At 45.5% G+C, this 24,972-nt stretch carries 22 protein-coding genes; 14 read left to right on the plus strand and 8 right to left on the minus strand.

Annotation, left to right across the window (positions count from 1 at the left end; genetic code table 11):
• The first annotated feature begins 9 nt into the window (after nt 1-9).
• Nucleotides 10-1,191 (plus strand): hypothetical protein, encoded by a 1,182-nt coding sequence (locus ABDD95_RS20260; protein WP_345949174.1) that lies wholly within the window; start codon nt 10-12, stop codon nt 1,189-1,191.
• Here the strand turns inward: ABDD95_RS20260 and ABDD95_RS20265 are convergent.
• A complete protein-coding gene (locus tag ABDD95_RS20265) occupies nt 1,166-1,423 on the minus strand; it encodes a hypothetical protein (RefSeq protein WP_345949175.1) in 258 nt (85 codons plus the stop codon). The two genes, ABDD95_RS20260 and ABDD95_RS20265, sit on opposite strands and share 26 nt — an antisense overlap.
• Before the next feature lie 420 nt (nt 1,424-1,843).
• On the opposite strand from ABDD95_RS20265, the gene ABDD95_RS20270 reads away from it, so the two are divergent.
• Nucleotides 1,844-2,713: an RteC domain-containing protein gene (locus ABDD95_RS20270; protein ID WP_345949176.1), complete on the plus strand. Its 870-nt coding sequence runs from the start codon at nt 1,844-1,846 to the stop codon at nt 2,711-2,713.
• 652 nt (nt 2,714-3,365) lie between these two features.
• Here the strand turns inward: ABDD95_RS20270 and ABDD95_RS20275 are convergent.
• The 5 genes from ABDD95_RS20275 to ABDD95_RS20295 all read right to left on the minus strand — a co-directional run bounded on the left by ABDD95_RS20275 (nt 3,366) and on the right by ABDD95_RS20295 (nt 7,992).
• The gene (locus tag ABDD95_RS20275; RefSeq protein WP_345949177.1) at nt 3,366-5,126 is read right to left on the minus strand and encodes a DUF885 domain-containing protein; all 1,761 of its coding nucleotides are present in this window, start codon (nt 5,124-5,126) and stop codon (nt 3,366-3,368) included.
• A gap of 382 nt (nt 5,127-5,508) precedes the next feature.
• Complete coding sequence (locus ABDD95_RS20280) at nt 5,509-6,051, minus strand: DUF6624 domain-containing protein (protein WP_345949178.1); 543 nt, start codon at nt 6,049-6,051, stop codon at nt 5,509-5,511.
• Between the two features lie 294 nt (nt 6,052-6,345).
• Nucleotides 6,346-6,888 (minus strand): hypothetical protein, encoded by a 543-nt coding sequence (locus tag ABDD95_RS20285; protein WP_345949179.1) that lies wholly within the window; start codon nt 6,886-6,888, stop codon nt 6,346-6,348.
• Nucleotides 6,889-6,994: 106 nt separating this feature from the next.
• Complete coding sequence (locus ABDD95_RS20290; protein WP_345949180.1) at nt 6,995-7,444, minus strand: hypothetical protein; 450 nt, start codon at nt 7,442-7,444, stop codon at nt 6,995-6,997.
• A 65-nt stretch (nt 7,445-7,509) separates the two neighbouring features.
• On the minus strand, nt 7,510-7,992 hold the full coding sequence (locus tag ABDD95_RS20295; RefSeq protein WP_345949181.1) for a hypothetical protein: 483 nt from the start codon (nt 7,990-7,992) through the stop codon (nt 7,510-7,512).
• Nucleotides 7,993-8,202: 210 nt separating this feature from the next.
• Between ABDD95_RS20295 and ABDD95_RS20300 the strand changes: the two genes are divergently transcribed.
• The 3 genes from ABDD95_RS20300 (at nt 8,203) to ABDD95_RS20310 (ending at nt 11,594) form a co-directional block, all read left to right on the plus strand.
• Complete coding sequence (locus ABDD95_RS20300; protein WP_345949182.1) at nt 8,203-10,206, plus strand: sensor histidine kinase; 2,004 nt, start codon at nt 8,203-8,205, stop codon at nt 10,204-10,206.
• Entirely contained in the window at nt 10,193-10,828 is a 636-nt protein-coding gene (locus ABDD95_RS20305) for a response regulator transcription factor (protein ID WP_345949183.1), read from the plus strand. Before ABDD95_RS20300 ends, ABDD95_RS20305 begins: the two co-directional genes overlap by 14 nt.
• Nucleotides 10,829-11,243: 415 nt before the next feature.
• Nucleotides 11,244-11,594, plus strand: a complete 351-nt coding sequence (locus tag ABDD95_RS20310) for an RNA-binding protein (RefSeq protein WP_345949184.1) — start codon at nt 11,244-11,246, stop codon at nt 11,592-11,594.
• Between the two features lie 72 nt (nt 11,595-11,666).
• Here ABDD95_RS20310 and ABDD95_RS20315 read toward each other — a convergent pair whose 3' ends face one another.
• Complete coding sequence (locus tag ABDD95_RS20315; protein WP_345949185.1) at nt 11,667-12,017, minus strand: EthD domain-containing protein; 351 nt, start codon at nt 12,015-12,017, stop codon at nt 11,667-11,669.
• Nucleotides 12,018-12,039: 22 nt separating this feature from the next.
• Nucleotides 12,040-13,170 carry an SDR family oxidoreductase gene (locus tag ABDD95_RS20320; RefSeq protein ID WP_345949186.1) on the minus strand — a complete coding sequence of 377 codons (1,131 nt, stop codon included), beginning with the start codon at nt 13,168-13,170 and terminating at the stop codon, nt 12,040-12,042.
• Between the two features lie 858 nt (nt 13,171-14,028).
• Here ABDD95_RS20320 and ABDD95_RS20325 point away from each other — a divergent pair.
• The 9 genes from ABDD95_RS20325 to ABDD95_RS20365 all read left to right on the plus strand — a co-directional run bounded on the left by ABDD95_RS20325 (nt 14,029) and on the right by ABDD95_RS20365 (nt 24,936).
• Nucleotides 14,029-15,204, plus strand: a complete 1,176-nt coding sequence (locus ABDD95_RS20325; protein WP_345949187.1) for a PAS domain-containing sensor histidine kinase — start codon at nt 14,029-14,031, stop codon at nt 15,202-15,204.
• 474 nt (nt 15,205-15,678) lie between these two features.
• The gene (locus ABDD95_RS20330; protein WP_345949188.1) at nt 15,679-16,098 is read left to right on the plus strand and encodes an organic hydroperoxide resistance protein; all 420 of its coding nucleotides are present in this window, start codon (nt 15,679-15,681) and stop codon (nt 16,096-16,098) included.
• Nucleotides 16,099-16,169: 71 nt separating this feature from the next.
• Nucleotides 16,170-16,610 (plus strand): MarR family transcriptional regulator, encoded by a 441-nt coding sequence (locus ABDD95_RS20335; protein ID WP_345949189.1) that lies wholly within the window; start codon nt 16,170-16,172, stop codon nt 16,608-16,610.
• A 265-nt stretch (nt 16,611-16,875) separates the two neighbouring features.
• On the plus strand, nt 16,876-18,321 hold the full coding sequence (locus ABDD95_RS20340) for a HAMP domain-containing protein (protein ID WP_345949190.1): 1,446 nt from the start codon (nt 16,876-16,878) through the stop codon (nt 18,319-18,321).
• A gap of 118 nt (nt 18,322-18,439) precedes the next feature.
• Nucleotides 18,440-20,413 carry a tetratricopeptide repeat protein gene (locus tag ABDD95_RS20345; RefSeq protein WP_345949191.1) on the plus strand — a complete coding sequence of 658 codons (1,974 nt, stop codon included), beginning with the start codon at nt 18,440-18,442 and terminating at the stop codon, nt 20,411-20,413.
• Between the two features lie 654 nt (nt 20,414-21,067).
• Nucleotides 21,068-21,730 carry a hypothetical protein gene (locus ABDD95_RS20350; protein WP_345949192.1) on the plus strand — a complete coding sequence of 221 codons (663 nt, stop codon included), beginning with the start codon at nt 21,068-21,070 and terminating at the stop codon, nt 21,728-21,730.
• A gap of 54 nt (nt 21,731-21,784) precedes the next feature.
• Entirely contained in the window at nt 21,785-22,129 is a 345-nt protein-coding gene (locus tag ABDD95_RS20355) for a DUF4134 domain-containing protein (protein WP_345949193.1), read from the plus strand.
• Nucleotides 22,130-22,139: 10 nt separating this feature from the next.
• On the plus strand, nt 22,140-22,475 hold the full coding sequence (locus ABDD95_RS20360) for a DUF4133 domain-containing protein (protein ID WP_345949194.1): 336 nt from the start codon (nt 22,140-22,142) through the stop codon (nt 22,473-22,475).
• Nucleotides 22,462-24,936, plus strand: a complete 2,475-nt coding sequence (locus ABDD95_RS20365) for a TraG family conjugative transposon ATPase (protein ID WP_345949195.1) — start codon at nt 22,462-22,464, stop codon at nt 24,934-24,936. Before ABDD95_RS20360 ends, ABDD95_RS20365 begins: the two co-directional genes overlap by 14 nt.
• Nucleotides 24,937-24,972 lie beyond the last annotated feature (36 nt).

The raw sequence follows: 24,972 nt of genomic DNA on the forward strand, positions 1-24,972 counted from the left end.
TACGAGCCGATGAAAACACTGGAATCCCTGGAGCGCCTGTCAGCCGGACTGCTCGGCGACTTACCCGCGTCGGTTGATCCGGCCTGGTCCGGCTATGTGCAGGAGCTGTTCTCCGCAGAACAAGACCATATCATTCAAATCATCCGGGAAACGATCTATAGCTTCCACGGTGATCCAGGCCGGAGATCCGAGCATATCGAATACCTTCAAACCGAGCTCAGTAAGGTTTCCGACCGGCATTATGCGCTCCTGCCGGATTCCCCAGAAAGCCAGCCGGAACACCTTGTCTTACAGGCCTTGCTTGCTGCCCTGAATCATATTTACCGGTCGTTGCAGGAGCTTTATGGGGCTGCTTTTAATGACCAGCTAAAGGTACCGCTGGCCCTGAAAGCATCCTTTATGGCGGAAAATAGAAAAATGGCTTTTAAAATTATCCGGGCACTGACCAAAGCCGGCGAGGACCGCGCACTTCTCCGGCTGATCGCAGATTACCTTGATGTTTTATCCAGCCCGGTTTACCGGCCGGTGCATAACAGCCGGGAGCTGGATTACCAGCGCTATTGGGTGCGGTCGCTTCATGCCCTCGTTCAGGCTTATTCCGGTGACCAACTCCGGGCGCGGCTCTTCCCGGAACTGGTCCACCTCAATTTCAATTACTTCCCGGTGATCTGTTATTATACCCGGATGCTGCAGACCAATGATGCCGAGGTGGAATTCTATCAGGAGGAACTGGTCCGGGTGGCTGAAAAGCTGCGCGACCTGCGTTCCATTCCCATTAACATTCACTATGGCTACGAACAGGGAACTGAATCTCTGGGCTATATTCTGGCCAAAGCCCTGGAAGAAGAGGCAGCGACGCTCAAAAAGAAACTCCGTATTCAATCCCGGATCACTTATAAGAAGTGGGAGAACATGCTTTTTACGCCCTTCTTTCTGCACGCTGCTGCCACGATGGAACAAGTGATTTACTTTTTTCGCGTCCTGATCGAGATCGGTTTCTTTGTCCACCGGAAAAAGGTCGTGTATTTCGATTATGTCGCCAAGCATGTGGAAACAGACGGGCAGCAAGGCTTTTCCCCGGGGAGCGTGAAGAATAAGTATAATAATCCCAAGCACGCGACCGCAGAAAAGGTCAAAGAGGTCTTTCTGAACGCAGTGCGCTGGATCAACGATAATCCGCCGATGGATTAGCCTGTAACAGGTGGAGAAGCTGGTACTGCTCCAGCAACGCCGTAAGTTCGTTCATCCACCTGTAGGTGAATCCCTGTTGGTGGATCAGTTTCCCCCAGCCTAATTCCATGATCTCCTGCAGCGTGCGAAATCCCATTTGCGCACATCCCCTGCGTAATTTTCTGGAAGCCGGAAGGTTACCGACAGGGGTTCTTAGCAAGAATAGTTCTTCCCGGGTTAGGGTTGCTCTCATAAAAATGGGAAAATAGACATCAAGTGTATGATCATCAAATATAACGGAAGCCGGTGTCCCCTCCAAATGAGATTAGCGTCATCAGCTTATTGGGACTGACCGGATTGCGATTTTCCTATTATTAAAGGTGCCTCGATTTTCCCCGGAACTGGCACTTGACAGCACGGCCATCCGGTTCCAAACTTTGCAAAAGATCAATTGCCCCTTTTGAATGGACCGGCTGGTATGATGACTGTGATATCGGCGGTTTGACGAGTTGCTAGCATTGATCCGGGCAGGAAGCTAAACCTTTCCTGCCACTGAAATGGCCATTGGATAACCGCCCTGTTGGTACTGCAACCGGCGTTGCAGGCAGCGCGGTAATTATGTTAAGCTCATTGAATTATGCTACCATCGTATGCCCGGCAGGAATTCCTGCGCATGGAAGATGAACTGGCCCGGATCGCCAGGGAACAAACTGAACCTTTACAACGAATGACGCTGGCTTTGCGGTGTATCCGCAAGGCCCTGGCTCAGCTTTTTCATCACCTGGATCAACACCCCTTTCCGGATCAGAAAGACGAGATCCATTTCTTCAAGGTGGTCAAACCACAATTCTACGGGCCTTATCTTTTCGAGGTCATGCGGTATCATCTCGTTGCCGGTTCGCCTGTAGGAGATGATGAACAGCTGCGGGCTTACTACCTGGACGAGCTGCGCTTTATCCAGCGCGGCCTCCGGCAGCATACCTTTCTTTACCAGTACTACCGGCTAGGTGCCCGGGAACTGGATGAGCTGTATTTTGTGCGTGGCGTTTCCGTGCAGAGTGTGCTGATTCCGGAAGTCCCGGAACTGGATCAGCAATTTGCTACCAGTGGTGATTATCTCTTTTCCAAATTTCGCGCCTGCGAAATGTTGCAGGAATATATTGCACAGGCCCTGTCAAAAATCGGCAAGCCGGAAAGGCCGCTCTATATCCGCCCGGGCCGAAACCGGAAACCACTCAAATGGACCGGGGAACAGATTAATAGTGTTGAACTCGGTTACGGACTCTGGCTATCCGGACAGTTGAATGATGGAGAGGCATCGCTGGCCGATATTATTTACTGGCTCAGCGAAAGCCTGGACATCGATCTGAGCAAACATACTGGCCGCTTCGAAGAGATCAAGAACCGGAAGATCCTCAGTCAGACGCATTTTATTGACAGGATGCAGGACACTTTGCGCAAATACATTGATGACCTGAATGGCTTCCAGCCGCTGAGAAAGCGAAAAGCGAACCGTATTGGACCCAGGTCCCGGGATCACTGATCGCCGATGATTCACTTATCCGGGATACTGCAGCCTGCTTGTCCACCTGTAAGAAATTAATACGGTCCTCATACCAAGGAAAGTATAGAATATTGTAGTTGCTGAAGCCACAAGCCTGATCAAGTTTTGGGTGCTACAGGATGAGCGCCCACTTCTGTACAGCATTCATATACCATTACTTTTGAAATCAGTTGATCAAGCGTCCCGGAATCCTCATTGCGCTGTATGGTCCTCGAACAGTGATCAGGTGTTGGGCTTGAGATTACCAAGCACGGTAGCAGGATACCGATTATGTCAATTATGACATTTTTAAACCTTAATTTGTTCGAAATCAGGATCTTCTTAAAGCCTGTAACAGGCCCGGCCGTTCAGGTGCAGACCCCTACGTCTAACTCGCTACATCTATTAATCGGATTACTTATCGGGCATCAAGATAGAGCGTACCCGGCAACCCGATTGAACTAATCCTCATCAAAATTGCAAACACTCATCTCTTATGTCGCTAAGCTTAAAGACATCGATCTGTGCAGCCAGACGTCTGTCGAATTCCCTGTTATTTTTAGTGAAAAAACTCTTGTAGATTTTTTGGCGCTGGTGTCCTACGATATTGTTGAACTTTTAATATTCCTCTGGTTAATGATTTGTGATTCGTTTAAAGAATATTGTCCCAGGTACGCTTATCTTTAAGCATTAGCCGGCGCAACATGCGTACCTGTGGCATGCCATTATCCAATATCATATCGTGAAATTTTTTCAGCGAAAACTTGGCGCCTTCCTGTTTTTTATAATCTTCGCGCAGCTTTAATAATTCCAGTTTTCCAATGGTGTAGAACAGGTAACCCGGATCAAACGTACCCCGCAGCGCTTCCTGCCGCGATGGTTTATCACCCTGGTACCAGTTATCCCTAAAAAACTTAGTGCCCTCATCCACGCTGATGCCCTGCGTATGCGTTTTAACCGACACGCATAATCGGCAAAGTCTTAACAGGGCTTCACCCGATTGCGCGATGCGGTACTTGGCAGCTTTTACCGGGTCGCCGGTGTTTCCGTAACCTTCATCAACAAGCATTTTTTCGCAGTAGTGTGCCCAGCCTTCCACAAAGGCATAGCTGTAGAAGATCTTTTCGATCTTGCTGCTACTGGAAGCGTTCAGATGTACAAATTGGGTGTAATGGCCTGGGTAAGCTTCGTGTATGGTCACCATGTCAGTGGTATAGTAATTGAATTGGCTCAGCCAATCTTCTTGTTGTTTGGCAGTCCAATTAGGGTCGACTGGCGTAATATAATAATAGGCCTCCGTTGCTTTGGTTTCAAACGGTCCCGGTGTATCCATAGACGCGCTACTGGTCGCGCGGGCATATTGCGGTGTTTCCTCACATTTCACCCGTACTTCCGATGGCAAAGTAACGATGCCTTTATCCACCAAAAACTGACGGATCTTTTCCAGGTTCTTGCGCGATTCGGGCAGCAATCCCCCTGCAGTTGGGTGTTCCTGCTGCAGTTCGATATATACCTCTATCGGTCTTTTGTTGGGGTTGATGATCTTAGCCGCAGCATTGAACACGTCCTGTTCCTTTTTTAATTCTTTAAGGCCGAGCGCCAGGATCTGCTCCGGCGTTAAAGTAATGCCTTCATTATATAACAGCATTTTTTGGTAGTTCGCCTTACCTATAGCGTACCTGTTGGTGGCTTTTGGCAGCTTTTCTTTTTGCAGGTAATCGGCAAAGCTCGTGATTTGTGCAATGGCTTCGCTATTGACTTTATTAAAGGTCTTCATCAGGGTATCGTTCTTCACCGCTTTAAGCGCTACTTTCAGGTCGCCGCCTAAAAACGCAGCGGAACCACGGGCAACTTCAATGGCGGTTTCCACGAAAGGTTTGGCCAGCGTATCTTGTAAATTTGCTTTGGCATTGGCAAAAATCTGCGCGGTATGTTTCTCTATGGCGATGATGGATCTCACCCTGTCCTCCAGTGGTGCAAAATTGCGTTTCACATAAATGCTGACGTCCACGCCGCTGGCGTAAGTCATGGGGTTTTTAGTATAAACGCCTATATCTTCAAAATTGAAGATCTCCAGTTTAATGGCCGATTGTAAAATACGGTAATCATAAAGTGCCTTAGTACCAAGCGAGGCGGTGTCCAATGCGGCTAGCTTAGCATCGTAATCTTTTAGCCGGGCCAGTTCGGTTTCCAGTGAGGCTTTGCTTACATCGGTTACCTTGCCATCGTACTGGTGGTAGCCCAGGTAAGTGCCGGTTGCCGGTCGCCAGGCCAGATAACCCGCAAGGTAATCATCAGCTAGTTTTTGAAAGGCAGTATCGCCGGATGAGGCGGCAGCATTATCCATTGTGTTTTTTTGCTTGCAGCCAAACAAAACGGCGGCCATAATCAAACTGAGAACTAATTTCTTCATTCTATAAGGGAATTGCTGGCATTAAATATAACACATTATTCTTCCACATTTGCTGCTATAGGCTTATAGATCGATTGTATTTCGGTGGACATGTCGAAATGAAGGGTGGCTACCGCGGTCTGATTTACTCCGCCACTGCATCTGTTTATCACTAAATCTATATCTCGTTAGTGTATCGCGTACTTTAAATTATTCCCCGTTTCAGTTACTAAAAACCTTGTTTTGAAAAAGCTTTTGAAGCAGTTGTTATGGACCTTTGACATCTAACTTAAATCACTGTCAAAAACAAAGTTGTGCTTATTTTTTCTTTACAAGATGATTTAACTAATTCTTACGGGGCTACATGCCTTGCAACTGCAATTTGGCAAAGCGTTGTCGTTATTCAAAGCTTTTTTCCCATTAGCTTTTGCGCATCTTCAACGGACAATGATCTATCCCATTCAACTTCAGAGCGATATGTTTTTTTTACTGTTTGAATATATTCGTCCATTGCTTGCATACCCATTGCTTGGCGTCTTTCACTAAGCCCGTCAATGTTATCTACCGGCCATACATGAATTACAGGTCCTACTTTAAAGGTTTGGGTGCCATATAATTGCTTTTGTCCCTTTTTCAGCAGGATACGATCTTGTAGGGTCGCTAGGTCACTTTTTAGTACAGTGCCCAGCTCAGCTTGCTGCTTAATAAATGGAAAATACTTGTTTGCATATTCTGTTTCCGCATGATCGATAACCAGAAACAGGGTATGATTATTCTCCGCTGAAAGTCCTTTAGGCCAGCCACAGTTATCCAGCAGTTCGCCAACAAACTGCTGATTCTCTTTGTCGGTCTTTTTCATTTGCAAAGCCAGTTCCCTTGTTTTTTGCGGGTTGTTTTCACCAAGTTGTTTAATAAATTCCTTCCGGCTATTCTGGTCAACTTCCATGATCGTATTTAATCGTGTTCTTAATTTAGTGGAATCGGCACAGGAAATAGTTTGCGCTACAACCGTGCGCGTTCCAATTATGAGAAGCAGTATTGAAAGAAATTTAATCATTCGGACAACTTTTATTTAGTATTGTAATTTTCTTAAAAAATGCCGGATGGGTTTGCTAACGATATTGTGAAGGTTAACGGCAATCACCTTCACACTCTTTTGACATTTTTAAATGATTCACGTAATAAATCCAGGCAATATGTATCTGATATTCGGTTGTAATATATGAATGGTAAAATGCATTTAATTATAGGGTGCTGAAAACTTTCCTTCCGTTACGGTCACGTAGTCTTCTCCGTCGAGCCGTTTTAGTTTTCCCGAGAAGGTGCCTTTAACCCCCCATTTGGTCAAACTGGTGATGGTTAAGGTAAAGTTGCTCCCTTCCAAGTCTCCGCCATTAAAAATCGTGGTACCCACAACCTTCCCATCTTTCATATCGTCAATATAGTATTTACCCGCAAGTAACAGATCGCTTGTGTGATCAGCTTTATAGGTTGCTTCTTTTGCACCTTCCTTGATTTGCATGTTTATGCCAAATCCGATATTCATATCCTGGTTTTCCCAACCGCCAATTACCACAAAGTGTACGGTATCGGTAGCGGGTTTGTCATTAGCATTTACCATGTAATTAAATTCATGATATTTGCCGTTTATCTTGCAGGTGAGGAATTTCTCCGTATCATCACCGCCACCTCCGCCGTTTTTGTTACAGGCAGATAGCCCAATTATAACCAGGGCAAGTACGGAAAGGATGGCAAATTTTGCTCTTGATGTCAGTCTTTTCATATCATGATTTATAGGAATAAAAAAACTGCCTGCCTACGGCAAATTTTAGTATCGCTTCGGCAGACAGTTTGTCATTTTCGGGCAGTATTCCTGCTGAATAATATAGCTATTTGAGCTTGATTGATATTTCACCATCGTCCATGCCGTCAATGTTTTTTTCGGCAAATATATCAGGAGCTGATTTTTGCAGCGACTTGAGGATGTCAGTTGTAGAGCCTGCGTGGTATAAGGTGATCGATGATCCCGAAGCGCTGTATTTCATCTTCGTGCTTTCGATACCTTTTGCGGACTGCAATTTCTCGTTAAGGGTCTTCAAGCCGGCGAAGTCAACTCCACTGATCTTCACTGTTGTCTTGGTTCCGGAAGAAGCGCCATCCTTCTTCTTGCCGAAAAAGCCGAGTATCTTGTCGCCGGTATTCTTTGTTTTATCTGCAGTACGGCCGGCCCTGTCGGCTTTGTCGCTAGCTCTGTCAATTTTGTCTAATATCCCTTGTGCTTTGGTTTCTGTGAAGCCAAACAATAACAGGGCTGTACAAATGATCGCGATCTTTTTCATAGTTACTTCGATTTATGTAATGAATAGATATATAAAGCTGGTTAATAGTAGTACACTATCGCTTTTTAGTAAGTGTAATCATGGGTAAAATCCGAATTGGCAGTAACCGTAACATCTTTATTGTCTGCTTTCACTACGCCGTTAATTTCTGCTTTGTAACTGATATTGTAAGACGCAGTTCCCGGGCTTAAACATTGTACGCCCACACTAATGTTACTCAATGGTTTGATAGACTCGATCACGTAGGTCTTCGTGTTCCCGCTAAAATTATTCTTGCCCAGGCTTACCGTTTTCTCATTGTTTTGTACCACACCGTTCACTTTCCAAACGGTAGCATCTGTAGTGTTATTGGTTAACCCGACCATCACAAAGGAGATATACGCTGATTCGGGTGCATTGGTAACCGTAACTGTGAATTTGGCCGTCCGGCCATCAGGTGATGAGGGAGACGATTCATCATTATCTTTCTTACTGCATGAAGAAAAGCCTGCCAAAAGCATGAAACAGGCAATTGCCGTGATTAGATTTTTAAAAACTGTTTTTTTCATAGTTATTTGATTAATTTATAGATAGACCGCAAAACTATTGGATGAGCTGTTCATATGAAATCCCCTGATTGGTGGTTTTTTTTCTACTGATTTTTAGGTATTTTAATGTCATGCACACTATTACGGTATCTCCTTTAATTTTTTAGGCAGATATTTGAGATCACCTGCCGGGCTATTTCATGTTGTACCGGCACATCTATGTTGGTTTGAATGAAAAAAATATATCTGATCTCAATTTTCCTGCTCATAGTGTTATGTGCATTTGCGCAGCAACAGATACCGCTCAATGAAAAACGGCACCTGGACAGTTTGCATAGTGTTCTGAGGTCTAATAGCCCTGACAGCACCAAGGCGAAGGCTAACTTCCAGTTGGTAGAATACTGGAAATTTAAAGACACGGTAAAAAGCAAGATCTATTTGCTGCACGGTAAACAGCTTGCCGAAAAATATCCGTTCTGCAAGGCCCTTTCCTTTTTTTATGAGGGGCAGTATTACTTCAACTGGAACACAGTCAAAGCGGCCGCAGCCTTTAAAAAAGCCGCAGAAGCCTTATCGGCATTTCAAACCCCGAAAGCGTATGACAGGCGCGCTGCTGCCTGGTTCAATTATGCTTTAATGAATAAGGATGCTAAAGGATATGCGTTTGTAACCCGCATCATATTGGAGAAGGCCCTGCCGAATGCTGAAAAAGGTGGTAATAAGGTAACCCTTGCACATTTTTACACACAACTTTCCACGCTGTTGATGAACAACTACCAGTTTACCAAGGCGGCATTGTATAATCAAAGGGCGATCGAACTGCTGCACGACGAAGACCCGCATTCGATCAATCTCTTATTTGCTTACCTGAGCGGCGTAAGCATTTCTTGTTATGATGGCAAGCTCGAAAAGGCTCTGCCCTTATTGCAGAAAGCAAAAGCATTATTGGTGCCTTATCCAGGTTCCGTTAATTATCCGCTGTATTATTACAACGAAGCCCTATATTATTCTACGGCTAATGCATTTGACCTGGCGCTGGCCAGTGCTGAAAAAGGAAAAAGTTTAGCCAAAAGGTATAATCAACGACAATTGTACCAGCAATTCGTTTTTAGGGAATATGATGTTTATCTACAGCAAAAGGCGTATGCCAAAGCACGGGCGATTCTGATGGGCATCATCAGAGAGGGGACGCTTATGGCCACTAACAATGACAGGGCTATGATCTATGCTGAATTGGCTAAGGTCAGCAAAAACCTGAATGATTATGAAGCGGCTTACACCTGGATGAATAAATATCAGGTACTGACAGATAGTATACACCAGGACCAGACCCAATTGAAGATCAATGAACTGGAGACCAAGTACCGCACAGCACAGAACCAACAAAAGATCGCTGCTTTACAGGCGCAGAATAAACAGGCCGCGTTAAGAGCCAGGAATGAACATCTGTATAACGGGTTACTGGGCATAGGTTGTTTGGCGCTTTTGATTACCCTCGCGCTGGTGGTCCTGAATGCTAAAAGTAACCGGAAGCTGTCGGTTCAAAAAGAGATCAACTACCGGCAGCAACTTCGCGACATGGAACAAAAGCAGCAACTCAAGGTAACCCAGGCGATGCTGGATGGTGAAGAACATGAACGGGAGCGCGTTGCCCGTGATCTGCATGACGGTCTGGGCGGGATGCTGGCCGGTGTAAAGATCGGCTTATCCGGCTGGTCGAATACCAATGCAGAAACAGCAGGGGATAAAGACCTTCACCGGATCATTGGCCAGCTGGATAACTCTGTTAGTGAATTGAGGCGTATTGCCCGCAACCTGTTGCCGGAAACATTGTTGAAATTTGGGCTTGAAACTGCCTTGAAAGACCTTTGTGAATTTTATATGCGCGATGGTTTACATATTGACTTTCAGCCTTTAAGTAGTATGAAAAATATTCCATTAAATATACAGCTTAACATTTACCGGATCGTGCAGGAACTGATCTCTAATGCGATCAAACATGCCCGCGCAACAACAATCATGTTGCAATGCAGTCAAAATAACAATGTATTTTTTATCACCTTTGAAGATGACGGTTGTGGATTTGATACAGCTATTCTGGAAAACAAGAAAGGTATGGGCCTGGATAACCTGAAAAACCGGATAGCGTTTTTAAAGGGACGTTTTGAGATACAATCTGTTGTAAAGGAAGGAACAACCGTTAACATAGAGATTACTACTGATGTTACCAGCTAAATTACGTACTGCCATAGTGGACGATCATCCTATCGTGATCGAGGGTTTAAAGACCTTACTCCAGAATGAACAGAATATTCATCTCATTGGCGGTTTTTACAGCGGTGCAGATCTACTTACCTACCTTGGCGCGAATGAAGTAGATCTTATCTTACTGGACATTACACTTCCTGATATTAATGGGATGGAATTGTGCCAAATGATCAAAAAACTATCAATATCGACGATCATCCTGATTTTGAGCAATCACACGGAGCGGAGCATTATCATGCAAACCATTCAAAACGGGGCCAGCGGCTATTTGCTCAAGAACAGTGCGATAGACGAATTAAGGCATTGTATCGCTGAAGCCCTCGGTGGAAAAATTTGTTACAGTAAAGAAGTGATCGAGATCATCGGCCGGCCAACTAAAAATGACCTGCAGGGAGCGCCCAGGCTTACCCGAAGAGAAAAAGAGATACTCGCACTGATCGCAGAAGGCAAGACCAGCCAGATGATTGGTCAGGAATTGTTTTTAAGCCCGCTGACCATAGATACGCACCGCAAAAACCTGATCCAGAAATTTGGCGTAAAAAATGTAGCTGAACTTATCATGGCAGCTAATCAACAGCAAATACTTTAGTTCATTACCTGCTATTTTTTCAATATGTAAAGTATGCCTTTAATTTTGATTCTGATCATCCGCAGTCTTTAGCAAACTGTTTAATTTAAAATCAATTTGTCAACACTGGAATTCAGAGCCAGCTTTAAATAAAGAACAGTTTGCCTTGATACTTGCATGTCAATGTTGCACAGGCAAAATCGACATGTAAGATGTGAGTCTGCTTTGTACATTTTAGATAAGATTTCGCTTAAGGCTCCATATCCCGGCAGTCGAAAATCATCAACAAGTGAAGATCTGCATGGGCTTGATAAGCACCCTTTTCAAACCTGGTCAGGCAAGAAACGTTCTCTTTTTAATCAAAACTACCGTCATTCTAATGTTAATACGGCTTAAATGGCTGGTAAAAGTTACTTTTGTCTTCTAGTATTGAGATATGTTCAAATTATTTGTAGTAGGCTTTTCCAGGGAAACGGATGAAATAGAACTTGACCAATTATTCACGGGCCAGGGAATGGTGAAAAGAGTAACTATTGTGCGGGAAATGCAAACCGGGATCAGCAAAGGCTACGCATTTGTCGAGATGCTGGACCAAAGCGGTGCGGAGCGCGCTATAGCAGCACTTCATGGTTTGATGATCGGTGACCGGAAGCTGAATGTCAGGTATGCGGATCTTCAAGCGGGCACGCCACTACCAGCAAAAAGAAATGAGAGTTCTGTCCTGCGCGTTGGAGCAGCGCCCAAAAACCGATCTACAAACCGGCCGCGCCGTCCGCGAAACGGATGAGCCGGTGATCCGTTCAAATTATGAATGCTTATCCTGGCAATGAGATCATCATCCGAACACCAAGCGAGCCTATCAGGCAATGACTACGTTTTCCGTAGCATAGATCCATTTAATACGTTCACGGTCAATAAATTTGGCTTCGTCTGCTGCGATGATTGTGTTAAAGTTTTCACTACTGAACACTTTGGGTATGTCCTCCATGCGGTCGAACCAGATCTCAGCGATACCATCGTAATGGGAAACGCCGGGAAAATCGCCCTCTAACTGTTTCCCGGTACTATGGACCTGGACATACTTCCTGACGTGCTGCCGCACCTCCGGCTGTTCGGAAAACAGCGGCCCGTGCACGTTACGCCAGTGGTCTTTAAATTGTTCCAACGTCAGGTCGGGCCTACGGGGGCAAAGTACACTTAACTTGATCATTTTATCTTTTTAATTATAGTAATTAGGGTATTAATTGTTCCGCTCTTAATTGTTCAAACAGGTCAAAGAATGATCCGCGGGTATCCTGGTAAACGCTAAATCCTAATTTGCGACTCTTAGACATATCGGTCATCACTTCTATCGGCCGGCCCAGGTCCAGATCGGTATGCCATGCTGATGCCAACCTCTTCAGGTCAGGTTCTTTTAAATGATATTTGGCAGCCATATCTTTCCACAGTTGTTCATCACCGGCGATCTCCGTTTCCAGTGGATGAATGGTGCCGTCAAACCCTGCTGCATGGATATCAAACCAGTCAGCCAGTTTGAACCATAACCATTTCCACCTGAACACCTCACCGTTCGTAATATTAAATGCCTGATTACTGGCAGCGTCGGCAGTAGAGGCCCAGATCAGTTGCTCTGCCAGTATGCGTGCATCGGTTACATCAGACAAACCGTTCCATTGTGCATCGCTGCCCGGGAACTGGAAAATTCTGCCGGTTTCCTTACAAATACTGGCATATACTGCTAAAGTAGTACCCATATTCATGGCATTACCAATCGCTTTTCCGATGACGGTGTGAGGCCGGTGAACACTCCAGGTGAACCCATCACGCGCAGCAGCAGCGTAAACTTCATCTTCCTGTGCATAATAGAAGTTTTCAATTTCCAGTCGTGGATGTTCTTCCCGCAACGGCGTTTCCGGCAGTGTCCCGGCTTGAGCATAGGCTTCGAACGGCCCGAGGTAATGTTTGAGACCAGTGACCAGAGCGACATGCCGGACCACTTTTTTTGGTGATAAGGCGTCGAGCAGGTTTCGCACCATCAGGCTGTTGACGCGGATATTCTCCGCTTCCGTTTCGTTACGCATCCAGCTGGTGATGTAAACGTGGGTGGGGTTGACATCGGCCAGTGCCTGTCTTAAATTTTCGGGATCCAGCAGGTCGGCAGCAACGGGCCGCAAGTTATTGATCTCCTTATTAGGGTTGCGGGCAAGGCCGTAGGTCGTCCATCCATCATTGATCAATTTCTCAGCAAGATTACTGCCGGTAATGCCACTGGCTCCGACAACTAATGCAATATTCATATAGCTTATAGCATTCCTATCGAGCGATTGTTTTCGAAAAATAATTATAGAGAATATAATGATCATTTAGATCATTGAACAATGCCTCAAGACGTTATTTCACCTTTCGCGGTTTATACGGTCTGTATTTAAGATGCCTTCCTGTCAGGCTTGGTGACTCCCTGAACGTTGAAATTGCTGGGGATGCCTGTGATTTGGAATAGGGCTTAAACAGCCGGCATCATCCTTTATCAGGACATCACTGCCTATGCTCCATTAACCTGGGAGCAAAAAGCTGCTTATGCTGCCTGTTGTGTTAATACAAATGTTAAGTACCCTCTTAATAGAGTGGCGTTTAGTAGCTATTCTATTCATTTATATAGCTAGCACACATGCATAGAACTAAGGGGGACTTTCTATACCTGTCGCAATCGGCTACTCGGAGTTAAAATTCAGATTCAATAGCCCCTGCTGAACAGCAGATAAATATCTAATGAACGTTAGCGGAACTTATTCAATACAATTGATAAAGCTTGCATGATCATAGAATTTCCGATGAACAAGAGCAACCTTTAGACTGTACTTTTTGCGTATGAATCCAGCTTTACAAAAAAAATTGGGTTGAGCAACGTATTGGAGAAGTCCATATACAAAAGTAGAGTAAAAGGTATGAATAAAGGTTCGGATTAAAAATACACTATAATGAACTATAATAAGTTCATTATGAAATTATTATTTAACGATTAGACCTAGTAGTGTGATCAGGTGCCTCAAGAAATACTTACAAGCTGTGTATTAACTAGTTTTTTATCTTTAAATTTTTCTTTTGGCTCTCCTTGGTTTGATTTGTGTTAGAGTTATTTAAATAAACACTATTAATCTACAGCTTTAGTCGTGTCTTCGCACGACAGGAGTAGTACGGCCGTGTTTAAACATCATCATGCAATGGGAAATTATGACACGCCATTACCGCTGGACTATGACGGTTTGAAGAAAACATATGAAACTTTAAGAGTTAAATGCGAACAAACGGAAGCGGCACTTAACGAGCGTCTCAAAGTTGAAGAAGAATTAAGGGAAAGTCGGGAAAGGTTTGAAACCATTTTTCACCAGTCCAATGTTGCCCATAAGATCATCAATCGCGATCTGGACATTATAGAATTGAATGAGGCCATGGCTCAGCTATTAGGTTATCCCCTCAATGAAATTTTAGGAACCAAAATCATGGATTATACCCATCCAGATTTTAAAGGGTATTGGCAGGATCTGCAAATAGCGCTTTGGAAAGAGGAAGTCAATCAGTTCCAGCTCGAGGCTTGCCTCATTACCAAAGATGGTTCCCAAGCTTGGGTTATCGTACATACTATTCTGTTTAAGGATCAGGGTGAAAAGTTTGGCTACACGCTTTTGGAAGATATCACTACCCGGAAACAGTTGGAACATCACAAGGACGAATTTATCAGCGTCATCAGCCATGAACTAAAAACCCCGATGACCTCGCTTAAAGCCCAGTGTCAACTGATGGTTCGCCATCTCAAGAAATACGAGGATGCCTACGCCGATAAGATGATGGCAGGTATTGATAAGCAACTCAATAGGTTGACTCGCTTTATTCATAATCTGGTGTTGGTCTCCAAGATCGACAGCAGCAAGCTACAACCAGAAGTTAACAATTATCACCTGAATGAAGTAATCAGCGAAGTGATAGAGGAGATCCGGTTAACCGCCCCAAAAAGGACAATCACTTCAGACATAACAGGTTCATTACCGGTAAAGGGAGATGCGGACAAAATCTATCAGGTTGTTTACAATCTGCTTACCAATGCAATCAAATTTTCGGAATCATCCACCGCAGTACACGTAACGATGAAAAGACAGCAGAGTTTGGCGGTCGTGTGTATTCAAGATCATGGGCAAGGCATACCTAAAGAAAATCTGGAGAAAATTTTTGAACGATTTTATAAGGTAGAAACCCCATCCAGTTCTGTGGAATCCGGTATCGGATTGGGGCTGTTCATTTCCTCCGAAATCATCAATCATCAGAATGGTAGGCTATGGGTAGAAAGCGAGCCTGGCAAAGGCTCTACATTTTGTTTTCGCTTACCCATACTGGAGGATTAGTCGTCAAATTTTTTTTTAGTATGCAATAAAGCCGCTCAATTAATAAGTATAAATACAACTTTATAAAGGCTTATCCATTTTTAGGTTAATTGTGACGGGTGCAACATTAGTGACACCCCTTTATCCCGACGGCAAGTAGTACATTGATTGCGATCTGCGCGGAAACTATAGCTATAATAACCGCAGATTTTTGATTGCTTATCCAAGTTAAATTCTTCAACAAAATAACATCATGTGGCGGTAGCACTGACAAAAATTCAAAAGCTGCGTCCTGATGGATATAGGTAAACCGCCCGCTCGCCTCAGAATATAATTGTTCAGCTTTACCCAGATGCCTTACTGTGTTGCATCGCCATCGAGCAAACAGTCGCTTTTGGGCTAGTCCGAGTTTTAAAGTGATTAACCAAAAGCATGAATATAAAAATAAATGTATATTTGCATCGTGAGCGACCTAATCGTTAACGATATAAACAAATGAAAACACTATACGAGACCAGTGCAACAGTAACTGGCGGAAGAAACGGCCAAGTAATGAGTGAAGACGGCGCTTTAGACCTCGAAGTCAGGATGCCAAAAGAATTAGGCGGTAATGGAACAGGTTATACCAACCCGGAACAGCTTTTCGCAGCAGGTTACGCTTCGTGCTTCGACAGCGCACTGAACTTAGTTATGGGGCAGGCGAAAGTAAAGCCTGAATCATCCTCCTCCGTGAAGGCGACCGTGGCCCTGCAACCAGACAGTGAAGGCGGGTTTCAGCTGGCCGTTAGCTTAGCGGTAACTATTCCGGGACTGGAAAGAGATCAGGCTCATGAACTAATGGAAAAGGCACATCAGATATGCCCCTATTCTAACGCGACCCGCGGCAACATTGATGTTCAGTTAGCGCTTATTTAGCTATTCATGATTATAAAGCGTCTGCTCCGGACGCTTTATAAGGTTCTTTGATTAAGGAGAGTGAGAAAAAAATGGAACAGACGGAAGATGAAGGTTATCATAAGCTGGATCACCAGCTATGCTTCCCGCTTTACGCGGCATCCCGGTTAGTCACTAAGTGTTATCAGCCTGTGTTAGATGAACTGGGACTTACTTACCCGCAATACCTGGTGCTTATGGTGCTTTGGGAAAGTGATGCAGTGAATTTATCCCGGTTGTCAGAAAGGCTGAAACTGCAATCGAATACCCTGACCCCTTTACTTAAAAGAATGGAGGAACTGGGGCTTTTAACCCGCCAGCGTTCTAAACAGGATGAAAGAAGTATCATCATTGCGCTTACTGAAAAAGGCAAAAGCCTGAAGTCGGAGGTTCCGAGGCTGCAGCAGCAACTGATGGACATTGGCATATCAAAAGAGGAAGCTATACAGCTGAAGGGTCTGTTAACGAAAATGATCAATTATATCAGCGGATAAGCAGTTATTAACAACCGAACTTTGTTCTGTCGTGATCATTTAACATGTCATAACGGCTGAAAGTACTAAAGCTATTCGAGAACTTGTTCCAATTTAAGTCGAGCGATTAAAGACTTTAACTCGCAACAGGCGGCCAATTCATTAATCTTCTATACTCTTCAAATAAAGGTTGTAAGTTAAATGCAACTATTCGCGCAAAAATACGTTTGAACGTCTAATTATAATACACTAACTGACACGATGTTAGAAATGAAAGTTCTTCGCAATGCCTGTCAATACCTTTAAAAATACCTCGATCTCTAAAAAGCTGTACTTCACCATAGGTATCATGGCTTTTCTGATTATTATCGAACTGTTCGTCCTGAGTTTCGCACTAAGTACGCTTTCCGCCATCAGGGGCTACGTGGCTGGCGAAGGCTTATGGTCAAAGTCACAGCGGGATGCCAGCCTGCATTTGCGCCTATATGTTTACTCAGGTAACGAGGCGGAATATCAAAGCTTTTTAAAATACCTGGAAGTTCCCCTGGGCGACCGGAAAGAAAGAATTGCACTCGAAAAACCAGTGCCCGACTTGCAAATGGCTAGGGAAGGTCTATTGCAAGGCCGGAACCACCCCGATGATATCGACGGGATGATCCGCCTGCTTCAGCGGTTCAGTAACACCCCTCACCTGGCACGCACGATCTATTACTGGAAAAAAGCAGAAGCTTCCTTACTTAAATTTATTCCAGTCGGCCAACAGGTATATGCCGCTTATCAGACGGGTACTTTAACCAACGATCAGACGCAAGCCTTTCTTGCTAGAATAAACCAGATTAATCAGGAAATTACGCCATCAGAAGATGGCTTTTCTTACACGCTGGGAGAGGGATCGCGCTGGCTGGAGCGTATCGTGCTCCGTATTTTAATAGGCATTGCCTTAACCGTTGAAATTACCGGGATTATCATCGCAGTGTCAATCAGCCGGAATATACAAAAAGGTCTGGGCGCTATCATTGAAGTGGCAAAACAGCTGGCCCGGGGTGAGCTAAGCCGCCGGGTGGCGGTACGATCCAGAGACGAGATCGGTATACTGGCTACTGCTTTTAACACCATGGCTGATCATCTGGAAGACACCATTGCCGAGTGCAAAGATTCGGCGCATAAGCTTCGCTCTTTTTTTGACAGTACGCGTGCCTGTCATGTGCTTTTGGATTCAAGCTTGAATATGATCTATTTCAACCAGGCATCGATTGAATTAGCGCGCAAACTTTACCATCTGGAATTGACAAAAGGCATTACGGCCGAACAATGGGTTCATCCAGACCGTCTGCCGGGTTTTATCGCCAATTGTGAAATCGCCATGAGCGGCCATGCAATCCAGGAAGAGGTACCCATCACCTATGTTGATGGTGAAACCATCTGGTGGTCACTAACGTTCGAGGGAGCCCGTGATGAAAACGGTGAAGTGGTTGGTGTATCTTATCACGCCATTGATATCACCCGGCGTATAGAGCAGGAACAGGAGATCAAAGCGCAGAATCAATCGCTCAGGCAGATTGCCCATATCCAGTCTCACGGTATGCGCCGGCCTGTAGCCTCTATCCTTGGCCTAATGAATGTGTTTGAAATGCAAGGCTTCAAGGCCACTAAAGAGGAACTGATGATGTTAAGAGAAGTGACTGTGGAACTGGATGAACAAATCCGTGCAATCGTTCATGCAACTGATTGAGCTAATAAGGCGTATAAATACTACGGACTTAAGCCTTTACTGATAAAACCGTTAAAACCAAAAAAAACGTATTTAAATCTCAACTTGAAAATTATACCCAGTGAAACTAATAACGATCGTGGCAGTATGTCTTGCCCTGACTACCGTGTCCAGGGCACAAAAGACGTTGTCAACGCTATTGATTGACTATAAATTCCAGAAAGATAGTCAGCGTATAGTCACCGTATATGAGATCTCAGAGCATTACAAATATTTAAAACCAGATTCAGCGACCCTTTATGCCCAGCGGGGACTTCTCTTATCGAAAAAGTTAAATTATAGCTATGGCGCAGGCATCCTAAACAGGTTATTAGGCGAAATTGATATGAATCAAGGGAAGGTTGCTCAGGCAAAATTGCGGTTTCAGTCAGCACTGAACTCATTTAAAGCAATAGGAAATCCAATGGGTATGGCCTCGATCTACAATGATCTGGGTCTTCTAGCCGGCAGGCAGGGTAAATATAAGGAAGCCACTCCTTTGATCTTGCAAGCCTTAACGGTTTTTGAAAAACTAAAAGATACCAGCGGCATCATCCAATGTTACATCAAGCTGGGGAGTATTAATCTGGAGACTGAAAGGCTGGATAAGGCCCTGTTTTACTACCATAAGGGAATGGTACTCGCAAGATTATATCCAAAATCAAATACCGTAGCATCATTACTGAATAATATTGGTTCCACTTATTTGAAGAAGAATAGCTATCAAAAAGCATTGATTTACTTTAACGAAGGGCTAAAGACCGTTGCGGACTCTCAACGGATCGATGTGCATATGGAGCTATTGAACAATGCCAGCGGAGTATATCAGAAGTTAGGTGATAAAAGACATGCGCTTGCTTATGCCCATCAGGCTTTGTCTCTGGCGCGGCGAGGGAACTTTCGGGAACAGGAAGCAAGCATACTGGTTACCTTATCATCCCTCTTACGACAGAACCGGCCAGATTCCAGTATAATCCTGCTCGACCGCGCGTTAAAAATTACCAGGGCAATTCATCAGCCCTATCTCCGGCTGGATGTATATCAGGGCATGGTTGACCTGTACAAGCAGAACGGCCGCTACAAAGAGGCTGAACGGATCCTGGAGGCGCGGGATGTGTTGAAGGATAGCCTGTTCACCTTGAAACAGTCCAAAGAGATTGCAGATCTCCAGTCAAGTTATGACCTGGCCAGATCAACGGATAAAGTGCAGCAATTGAATAAAAACAATGTGAAGATCAACTATTACAAAAACATTATTCTGGTTATCGCAATAGGCGTTTTGATCTCTTTGATCTTTGTCCTCTTCCTTTACCGGAAAACACGTAATCTTAATAGGGAGCTGATTCAGCAAAAAGAAGTATTACATCAGCAGAAAGAGGAACTGGACAAGGAGAATAATTTTAAAGACAAGCTTTTTTCAATCATTGGTCATGACCTGAGAAGTCCGATCTCAACGCTCGTTAATCTGATGGAAATAGCCGAGGAAGATGAGTTATCTGCAGAAGAATTCCAGTCTTTGATCCCGCAACTGATGGGTCAAAGCAAAGTAACGCTCGAAACACTAGACAAACTGCTGATCTGGGGCAAGTCGAAGTTAAAGGACACAACGCTGAATAAGTCTCATTTTAATGCCAAAGAACTTATTACAAAAAATATAGCGCTATACCAGAATGCTGCTTTACAAAAAGGGATCAGGATGTCGGATAATACACCTGATGAGCTTTGGCTTGTTGCGGATAGTGCCCAGGTGGATTTTGTTATCAGAAATTTATTGGCAAACGCCATCAAGTATACGGACAACGGTGGAAAAATTGAAGTTACTGCAAACCTGAATCATCCCAATGGCTTTAATGCAATTATTATAAACGATAACGGCGTGGGCATAGATGATGAGGCGCAACAGCATATCTTTGAGCGGGACAACGTGAGCAAAGATGGAACGGCGCAAGAAAAGGGCAACAGCATTGGTTTAATGTTGTGCAAAGAGTTCGTTAAGGAGAACAAGGGAAGGATTGACTTGCGAAGTCAGTTAGGACGAGGCACACAATTTACGGTGTCTATCCCCTGCCTGTGATCTCGGCAATGAAAGTTTGCCATGAGGTCTGCTCTAACACCAAAAATCCTCTAAATGTGCTGAATCTGTAAGCACATTAGGCGGAATAATTGTTGATCCAACCCTTGCTTAAAATGCTTCATTGCTTGATCTTAATGAAATGAGCTTTCCTTCTTACTTCCTTAATTGGTAAGTGCTACCCCGTTAAGCGCTGCAAGTTTCACTATCGCCACTATATTTTAAGTGCAAACCGTATAGGGGATTGGATTCCTATCGTAAGGCCTCACGATGTTTACTTAAGTTTTTGGTGGAGGCGAGCTATTCACCAGTAATATCCCAATGGGTGTAGTGTCAATTATGTTGACAATTCCTGCATTTGCACTGTCGGTAGCAAAGTTATACCGCTGTACCGACTAATAACGTGTCCATCCAATTCAAGAGAAAACAGACCTAATTGCCTGTATAAGCTCAGCCTCTTTATTCACCGTGTCTAATTTGAGCCTGCTGGCATATATGCCGACAAGGAGTAATCTGTTTATGTAAATTCCTGAAAAACAATAGTTAATACATAAAATTTCAGAAGTTCATTGCACTACGATTCCGGGCGTCCTGCCTTTATCAATTTTGCTTTATCAATCCTGCTGCAATGGGGCGGCAGGTCAAATCAGCAAAACGATGTTACATCAAATCACATGGCAACAGTACCTGCTCCTGGTGACGGCGGCCCTGCTCATTTACTACCTCATCATCTGGTTCCGCTATTACCCAAAAGACCCTTCCCGGGCGGCTGCCCGGTCACCTGCCCTGCAGCCAACGCCTGCCAGCGAGCAGGAGCTCCGGCATAACGATGGTCTTTTAGGCCGGCCGGCTGATGACTATGGCGCAAGCACGGTAGACAGCGAGGAGCTGATCTTCGGCCCCGTGGAAGAGGAATTTGAAGAATATCCGGAAGATGACGACCCGGACGCCGGTGAGGATGCGGATCGGCAGGCGGCAGAAGTTATGCAACCGGTATCAGTAAATGGAAGAGCCGATAACGATGAATTACTGCAAGGCGATATGGCCGATCTGCTCGAGGACATCAAACTGGTCTTTTATTTTATCAAAAAACACAAACCTGCTGACCGGGCGGGCCTGGTCAGCAGGATGGCTAAAAAGGTGGAGCTCTACCCGCGCGTGCTGGAAAGTGAACTGCTGGAGCTGGTCCTGGAAGACATCTGTGACAAAGCTTTGTTCGAGGTGGGTTTCGAGATCGGTCCTTCAGAAATACAAGAAGCGATCATATACCACCGGGACAGTTACCAGGCCGGCCCTTTTTCTAAAAAGGGGAAATGGTAAGCTGGTCTGATGCAACCCGGATCCATTACCTCATTCCATTAATCCATAAAAACTATGAAATTCCACATTCCCTATGGTCCCCGCAAGCAAGCCCTTTTAAAGACGCTGTTGTTTGCCTATGCCCTGGTTACCTGCAACCTGATTTATACGATCTGCTACGGGCAGGATGGCTCCGCAGGCATTACCGAGGCCACGAACAAGGTCAAAGGTTACTTCGATGCCGGGTGTAACCTGATGTATGCAATCGGTGCCGTCGTTGGCATCATCGGTGCCGTCAAGGTATTCGGCAAATGGAACGGCGGCGAGCCGGATACCAACAAGGTCGCTGCGGCCTGGTTCGGCTCCTGTATTTTCCTGGTCGTGGTTGCTACCGTGCTTAAATCATTCTTTGGTATTTAACTGCAGCCAAATGTCGAGCATTTATCATATCAACAAGGGCATCAACAAACCCATCGAGTTTCATGGTTTGAAGGCGCAGTACATCGGCTACCTGGCCGGTGGTTTGGTGGGCCTGCTCATCCTGTATGCCATCCTCTACATCAGTGGTGTCAATGCTTACCTCTGCCTGATCTTAATTGCCGGACTGGCTACCGCGATGCTGGTCACTATTTTCCGGCTGAGTCACCGCTATGGGCAATACGGGCTACTGAAAAAAGGTGCCCGGCGCAGCTTACCTGTCTATCTGAAATTTCGCTCCCGCAAGCTATTTATTCATCTTAAAGCACACGATCATGGTAAACATTGAAAAGATCCTGCCCATTTATAAAGTAGAGAACGACTGTATCCTGTCCATGCAGGGCGATATCACCCTGGCCTGGCGGGTAGACTTGCCGGAGATCTTTACAAGTTCTGCCAGTGATTACGAAGCCTTCCACCATGCCCTGATCAAAGCGATCCGGATCTTGCCGCAAAACAGCGTCTATCACCAGATGGACGTCTTCCGGAAAGCGCAATACCACGGCGCGCCGGGTACCGGCCAGAGTTTCCTGGGCGCAGCCAGTGAACGGTTTTTTGAGGGGCGGCCTTACCTGGACCATTGCTGTTATATGCTGGTTACTAAAAAGCCGGATGATCGCAAAGTGGCAAGCAGCGGCTACTCGGGCCTGATGCGCAGGTCGGTCGTCCCTAAACAAACCACCAATACCATGCTTTTCCAGGACTTTTTGGAAAAGGCCGGGGCTTTTGAACGAATCCTGGCAGACAGCGGCTATGTTACCCTGCACCGCCTCACCGACGATGAACTGGCCGGTACCGAAAAAAAGGCCGGGCTCCTGGAACAATACCTGTTCCTGCAAGGGGAAAGCGAGCGCCCTATGCTCAAAGATATCCACCTGAAAGAGGGCATCCGGGTCGGCACCGACCATTGCCAGCTGTTTGCTTTGTCCGATGTCGAAGACCTGCCCTCGCTTTGCGGCAGCCGGGTCAACTATGACAAGTACAGTACGGACAAGACCAAGTTCAGCATCGGTTTCGCTTCGCCACTCGGACTGTTACTGGACTGTAACCATTGTTACAACCAGTACATTTTCATCGGAGACACCCAACGAACGATGAAAGCGCTGGAAAAGAAAAGACTGCGCCTGCAATCCCTGTCCGCTTACAGCCGGGAGAATGCCATCGCCAGGGATGCGACCGCAGATTTTTTGAATGAAGCGATCAGCGAACAAAGGCTGCCGGTCAAAGCCCACTTTAATGTCCTGGCCTGGACCGATCACCCGGAAGGTATGCAGGAGATCCGTAACAAAGTGGGTTCGGCCATGGCGCAGATGGATGCCGTAGCCCGGCAGGAAAGCGATGGCGCACCCCAGATCTGGTGGGCCGGCATCCCGGGCAATGCCGCAGATTTTCCACTCAACGACACGTTCGATACTTTTCTGGAGCAGGCGACCTGTTTTCTTAATGTCGAAACGAACTACCGTTCTTCACCCAGCCCGTTTGGCATCCGCCTGGGTGACCGGCTTTCCGGTCGCCCGGTGAATGCTGACCTCTCGGATGAACCCATGCAGAAAGGGTATATCACCAACCGCAATAAGATGATCCTGGGACCTAGCGGCAGCGGGAAGTCCTTCTTTACCAATCATCTCAATAACGGTTATTATGAACAGGACAGCCATGTGGTGATCGTGGATGTCGGCCATAGCTACCAGGGACTTTGTGAGCTGGCGGGCGGTTATTATTTTACGTATAGCGAGGATAGCCCCATAAGGTTTAACCCGTTCTTTATTGCCAAGGGCGAAGTGCTCGACATTGAAAAAAAAGAAAGCCTGAAAACCTTGCTGCTGGCGCTATGGAAAAAGGACAACGAGGGCTATACCCGTTCCGAGTACGTGGCTATTTCCAATGCCATTACGCTGTACTACGCACACCTGAACAAGCATCCGGATTTGTTCCCCGGATTTAATTCCTTCTATGATTTTTTAATGCAGGAATACTTGCAGGTCCTCCGAGATGGTAATGTTGCCGAAAAGGATTTTGATATTGGGAATTTCCTCTATGTGCTCAACCCTTACTACCATAACGGGGAATACGACTACCTCCTGAATGCCACTGAGAACCTGGACCTCTTAAATGAGCGTTTCATTGTCTTCGAGCTGGACAACATTAAATCGCACGAGATCCTCTTTCCCGTGGTGACCATCATCATTATGGAAGTATTTATTTCCAAGATGCGGAAGCTACCGAAAAGTACGCGAAAGGTAATCCTCATTGAGGAGGCCTGGAAAGCGATCGCCAAGGAAGGTATGGCCGATTATATTCGCTACCTGTTCAAAACGGTCCGGAAGTTCTTCGGCGAGGCCATCGTGGTTACCCAGGAGGTTGAGGACATTCTCAGCTCACCCATTATCAAACAGGCCATCATCAACAATTCCGATTGTAAGATCCTGCTCGACCAAAGCAAATACCAGAACAAGTTCGATGACGTACAGGACCTGCTCGGACTGACGGAAAAAGAAAAAGCCATGATCCTGTCGATGAACAAGGCGAACGAACCCGGCAAAAAATACAAGGAGGTCTTTATCAGCCTGGGTGGGCAATACAGCAAGGTGTACCGTACCGAGGTGTCACCGGAAGCGTACTGGGCCTATACGACCGAAGCTGCTGAAAAAGCCAAAGTGCAGGAATTGGCGCTGCAGTTCGGCAGTGTGGAAAAAGCCATCGCCGCCATCGTGGCCCGGGAGGCCGCTATACCCGGGAAACCGTCCTGACCGGTCCGAAAAGAATCAACTGTCTTATTCACCAAT

It is taken from the genome of Mucilaginibacter sp. PAMB04274 (genome assembly GCF_039634385.2).
In the GTDB taxonomy this organism is placed as follows: domain Bacteria; phylum Bacteroidota; class Bacteroidia; order Sphingobacteriales; family Sphingobacteriaceae; genus Mucilaginibacter.

Bases quoted from the DNA above. Each gene is read 5' to 3' on its own strand.
- ABDD95_RS20265 (WP_345949175.1), bottom strand. From the start codon at position 1,423: ATGAGAGCAACCCTAACCCGGGAAGAACTATTCTTGCTAAGAACCCCT.
- ABDD95_RS20290 (WP_345949180.1), bottom strand. From the start codon at position 7,444: ATGAAAAAGATCGCGATCATTTGTACAGCCCTGTTATTGTTTGGCTTC.
- ABDD95_RS20360 (WP_345949194.1), top strand. From the start codon at position 22,140: ATGTCGAGCATTTATCATATCAACAAGGGCATCAACAAACCCATCGAG.
- ABDD95_RS20340 (WP_345949190.1), top strand. From the start codon at position 16,876: ATGCCTGTCAATACCTTTAAAAATACCTCGATCTCTAAAAAGCTGTAC.
- ABDD95_RS20275 (WP_345949177.1), bottom strand. From the start codon at position 5,126: ATGAAGAAATTAGTTCTCAGTTTGATTATGGCCGCCGTTTTGTTTGGC.
- ABDD95_RS20300 (WP_345949182.1), top strand. From the start codon at position 8,203: ATGAAAAAAATATATCTGATCTCAATTTTCCTGCTCATAGTGTTATGT.
- ABDD95_RS20315 (WP_345949185.1), bottom strand. From the start codon at position 12,017: ATGATCAAGTTAAGTGTACTTTGCCCCCGTAGGCCCGACCTGACGTTG.
- ABDD95_RS20280 (WP_345949178.1), bottom strand. From the start codon at position 6,051: ATGGAAGTTGACCAGAATAGCCGGAAGGAATTTATTAAACAACTTGGT.
- ABDD95_RS20305 (WP_345949183.1), top strand. From the start codon at position 10,193: ATGTTACCAGCTAAATTACGTACTGCCATAGTGGACGATCATCCTATC.
- ABDD95_RS20330 (WP_345949188.1), top strand. From the start codon at position 15,679: ATGAAAACACTATACGAGACCAGTGCAACAGTAACTGGCGGAAGAAAC.
- ABDD95_RS20310 (WP_345949184.1), top strand. From the start codon at position 11,244: ATGTTCAAATTATTTGTAGTAGGCTTTTCCAGGGAAACGGATGAAATA.
- ABDD95_RS20355 (WP_345949193.1), top strand. From the start codon at position 21,785: ATGAAATTCCACATTCCCTATGGTCCCCGCAAGCAAGCCCTTTTAAAG.
- ABDD95_RS20350 (WP_345949192.1), top strand. From the start codon at position 21,068: ATGTTACATCAAATCACATGGCAACAGTACCTGCTCCTGGTGACGGCG.
- ABDD95_RS20270 (WP_345949176.1), top strand. From the start codon at position 1,844: ATGGAAGATGAACTGGCCCGGATCGCCAGGGAACAAACTGAACCTTTA.
- ABDD95_RS20325 (WP_345949187.1), top strand. From the start codon at position 14,029: ATGGGAAATTATGACACGCCATTACCGCTGGACTATGACGGTTTGAAG.
- ABDD95_RS20335 (WP_345949189.1), top strand. From the start codon at position 16,170: ATGGAACAGACGGAAGATGAAGGTTATCATAAGCTGGATCACCAGCTA.
- ABDD95_RS20320 (WP_345949186.1), bottom strand. From the start codon at position 13,170: ATGATCATTATATTCTCTATAATTATTTTTCGAAAACAATCGCTCGAT.
- ABDD95_RS20285 (WP_345949179.1), bottom strand. From the start codon at position 6,888: ATGAAAAGACTGACATCAAGAGCAAAATTTGCCATCCTTTCCGTACTT.
- ABDD95_RS20260 (WP_345949174.1), top strand. From the start codon at position 10: ATGAAAACACTGGAATCCCTGGAGCGCCTGTCAGCCGGACTGCTCGGC.
- ABDD95_RS20365 (WP_345949195.1), top strand. From the start codon at position 22,462: ATGGTAAACATTGAAAAGATCCTGCCCATTTATAAAGTAGAGAACGAC.
- ABDD95_RS20295 (WP_345949181.1), bottom strand. From the start codon at position 7,992: ATGAAAAAAACAGTTTTTAAAAATCTAATCACGGCAATTGCCTGTTTC.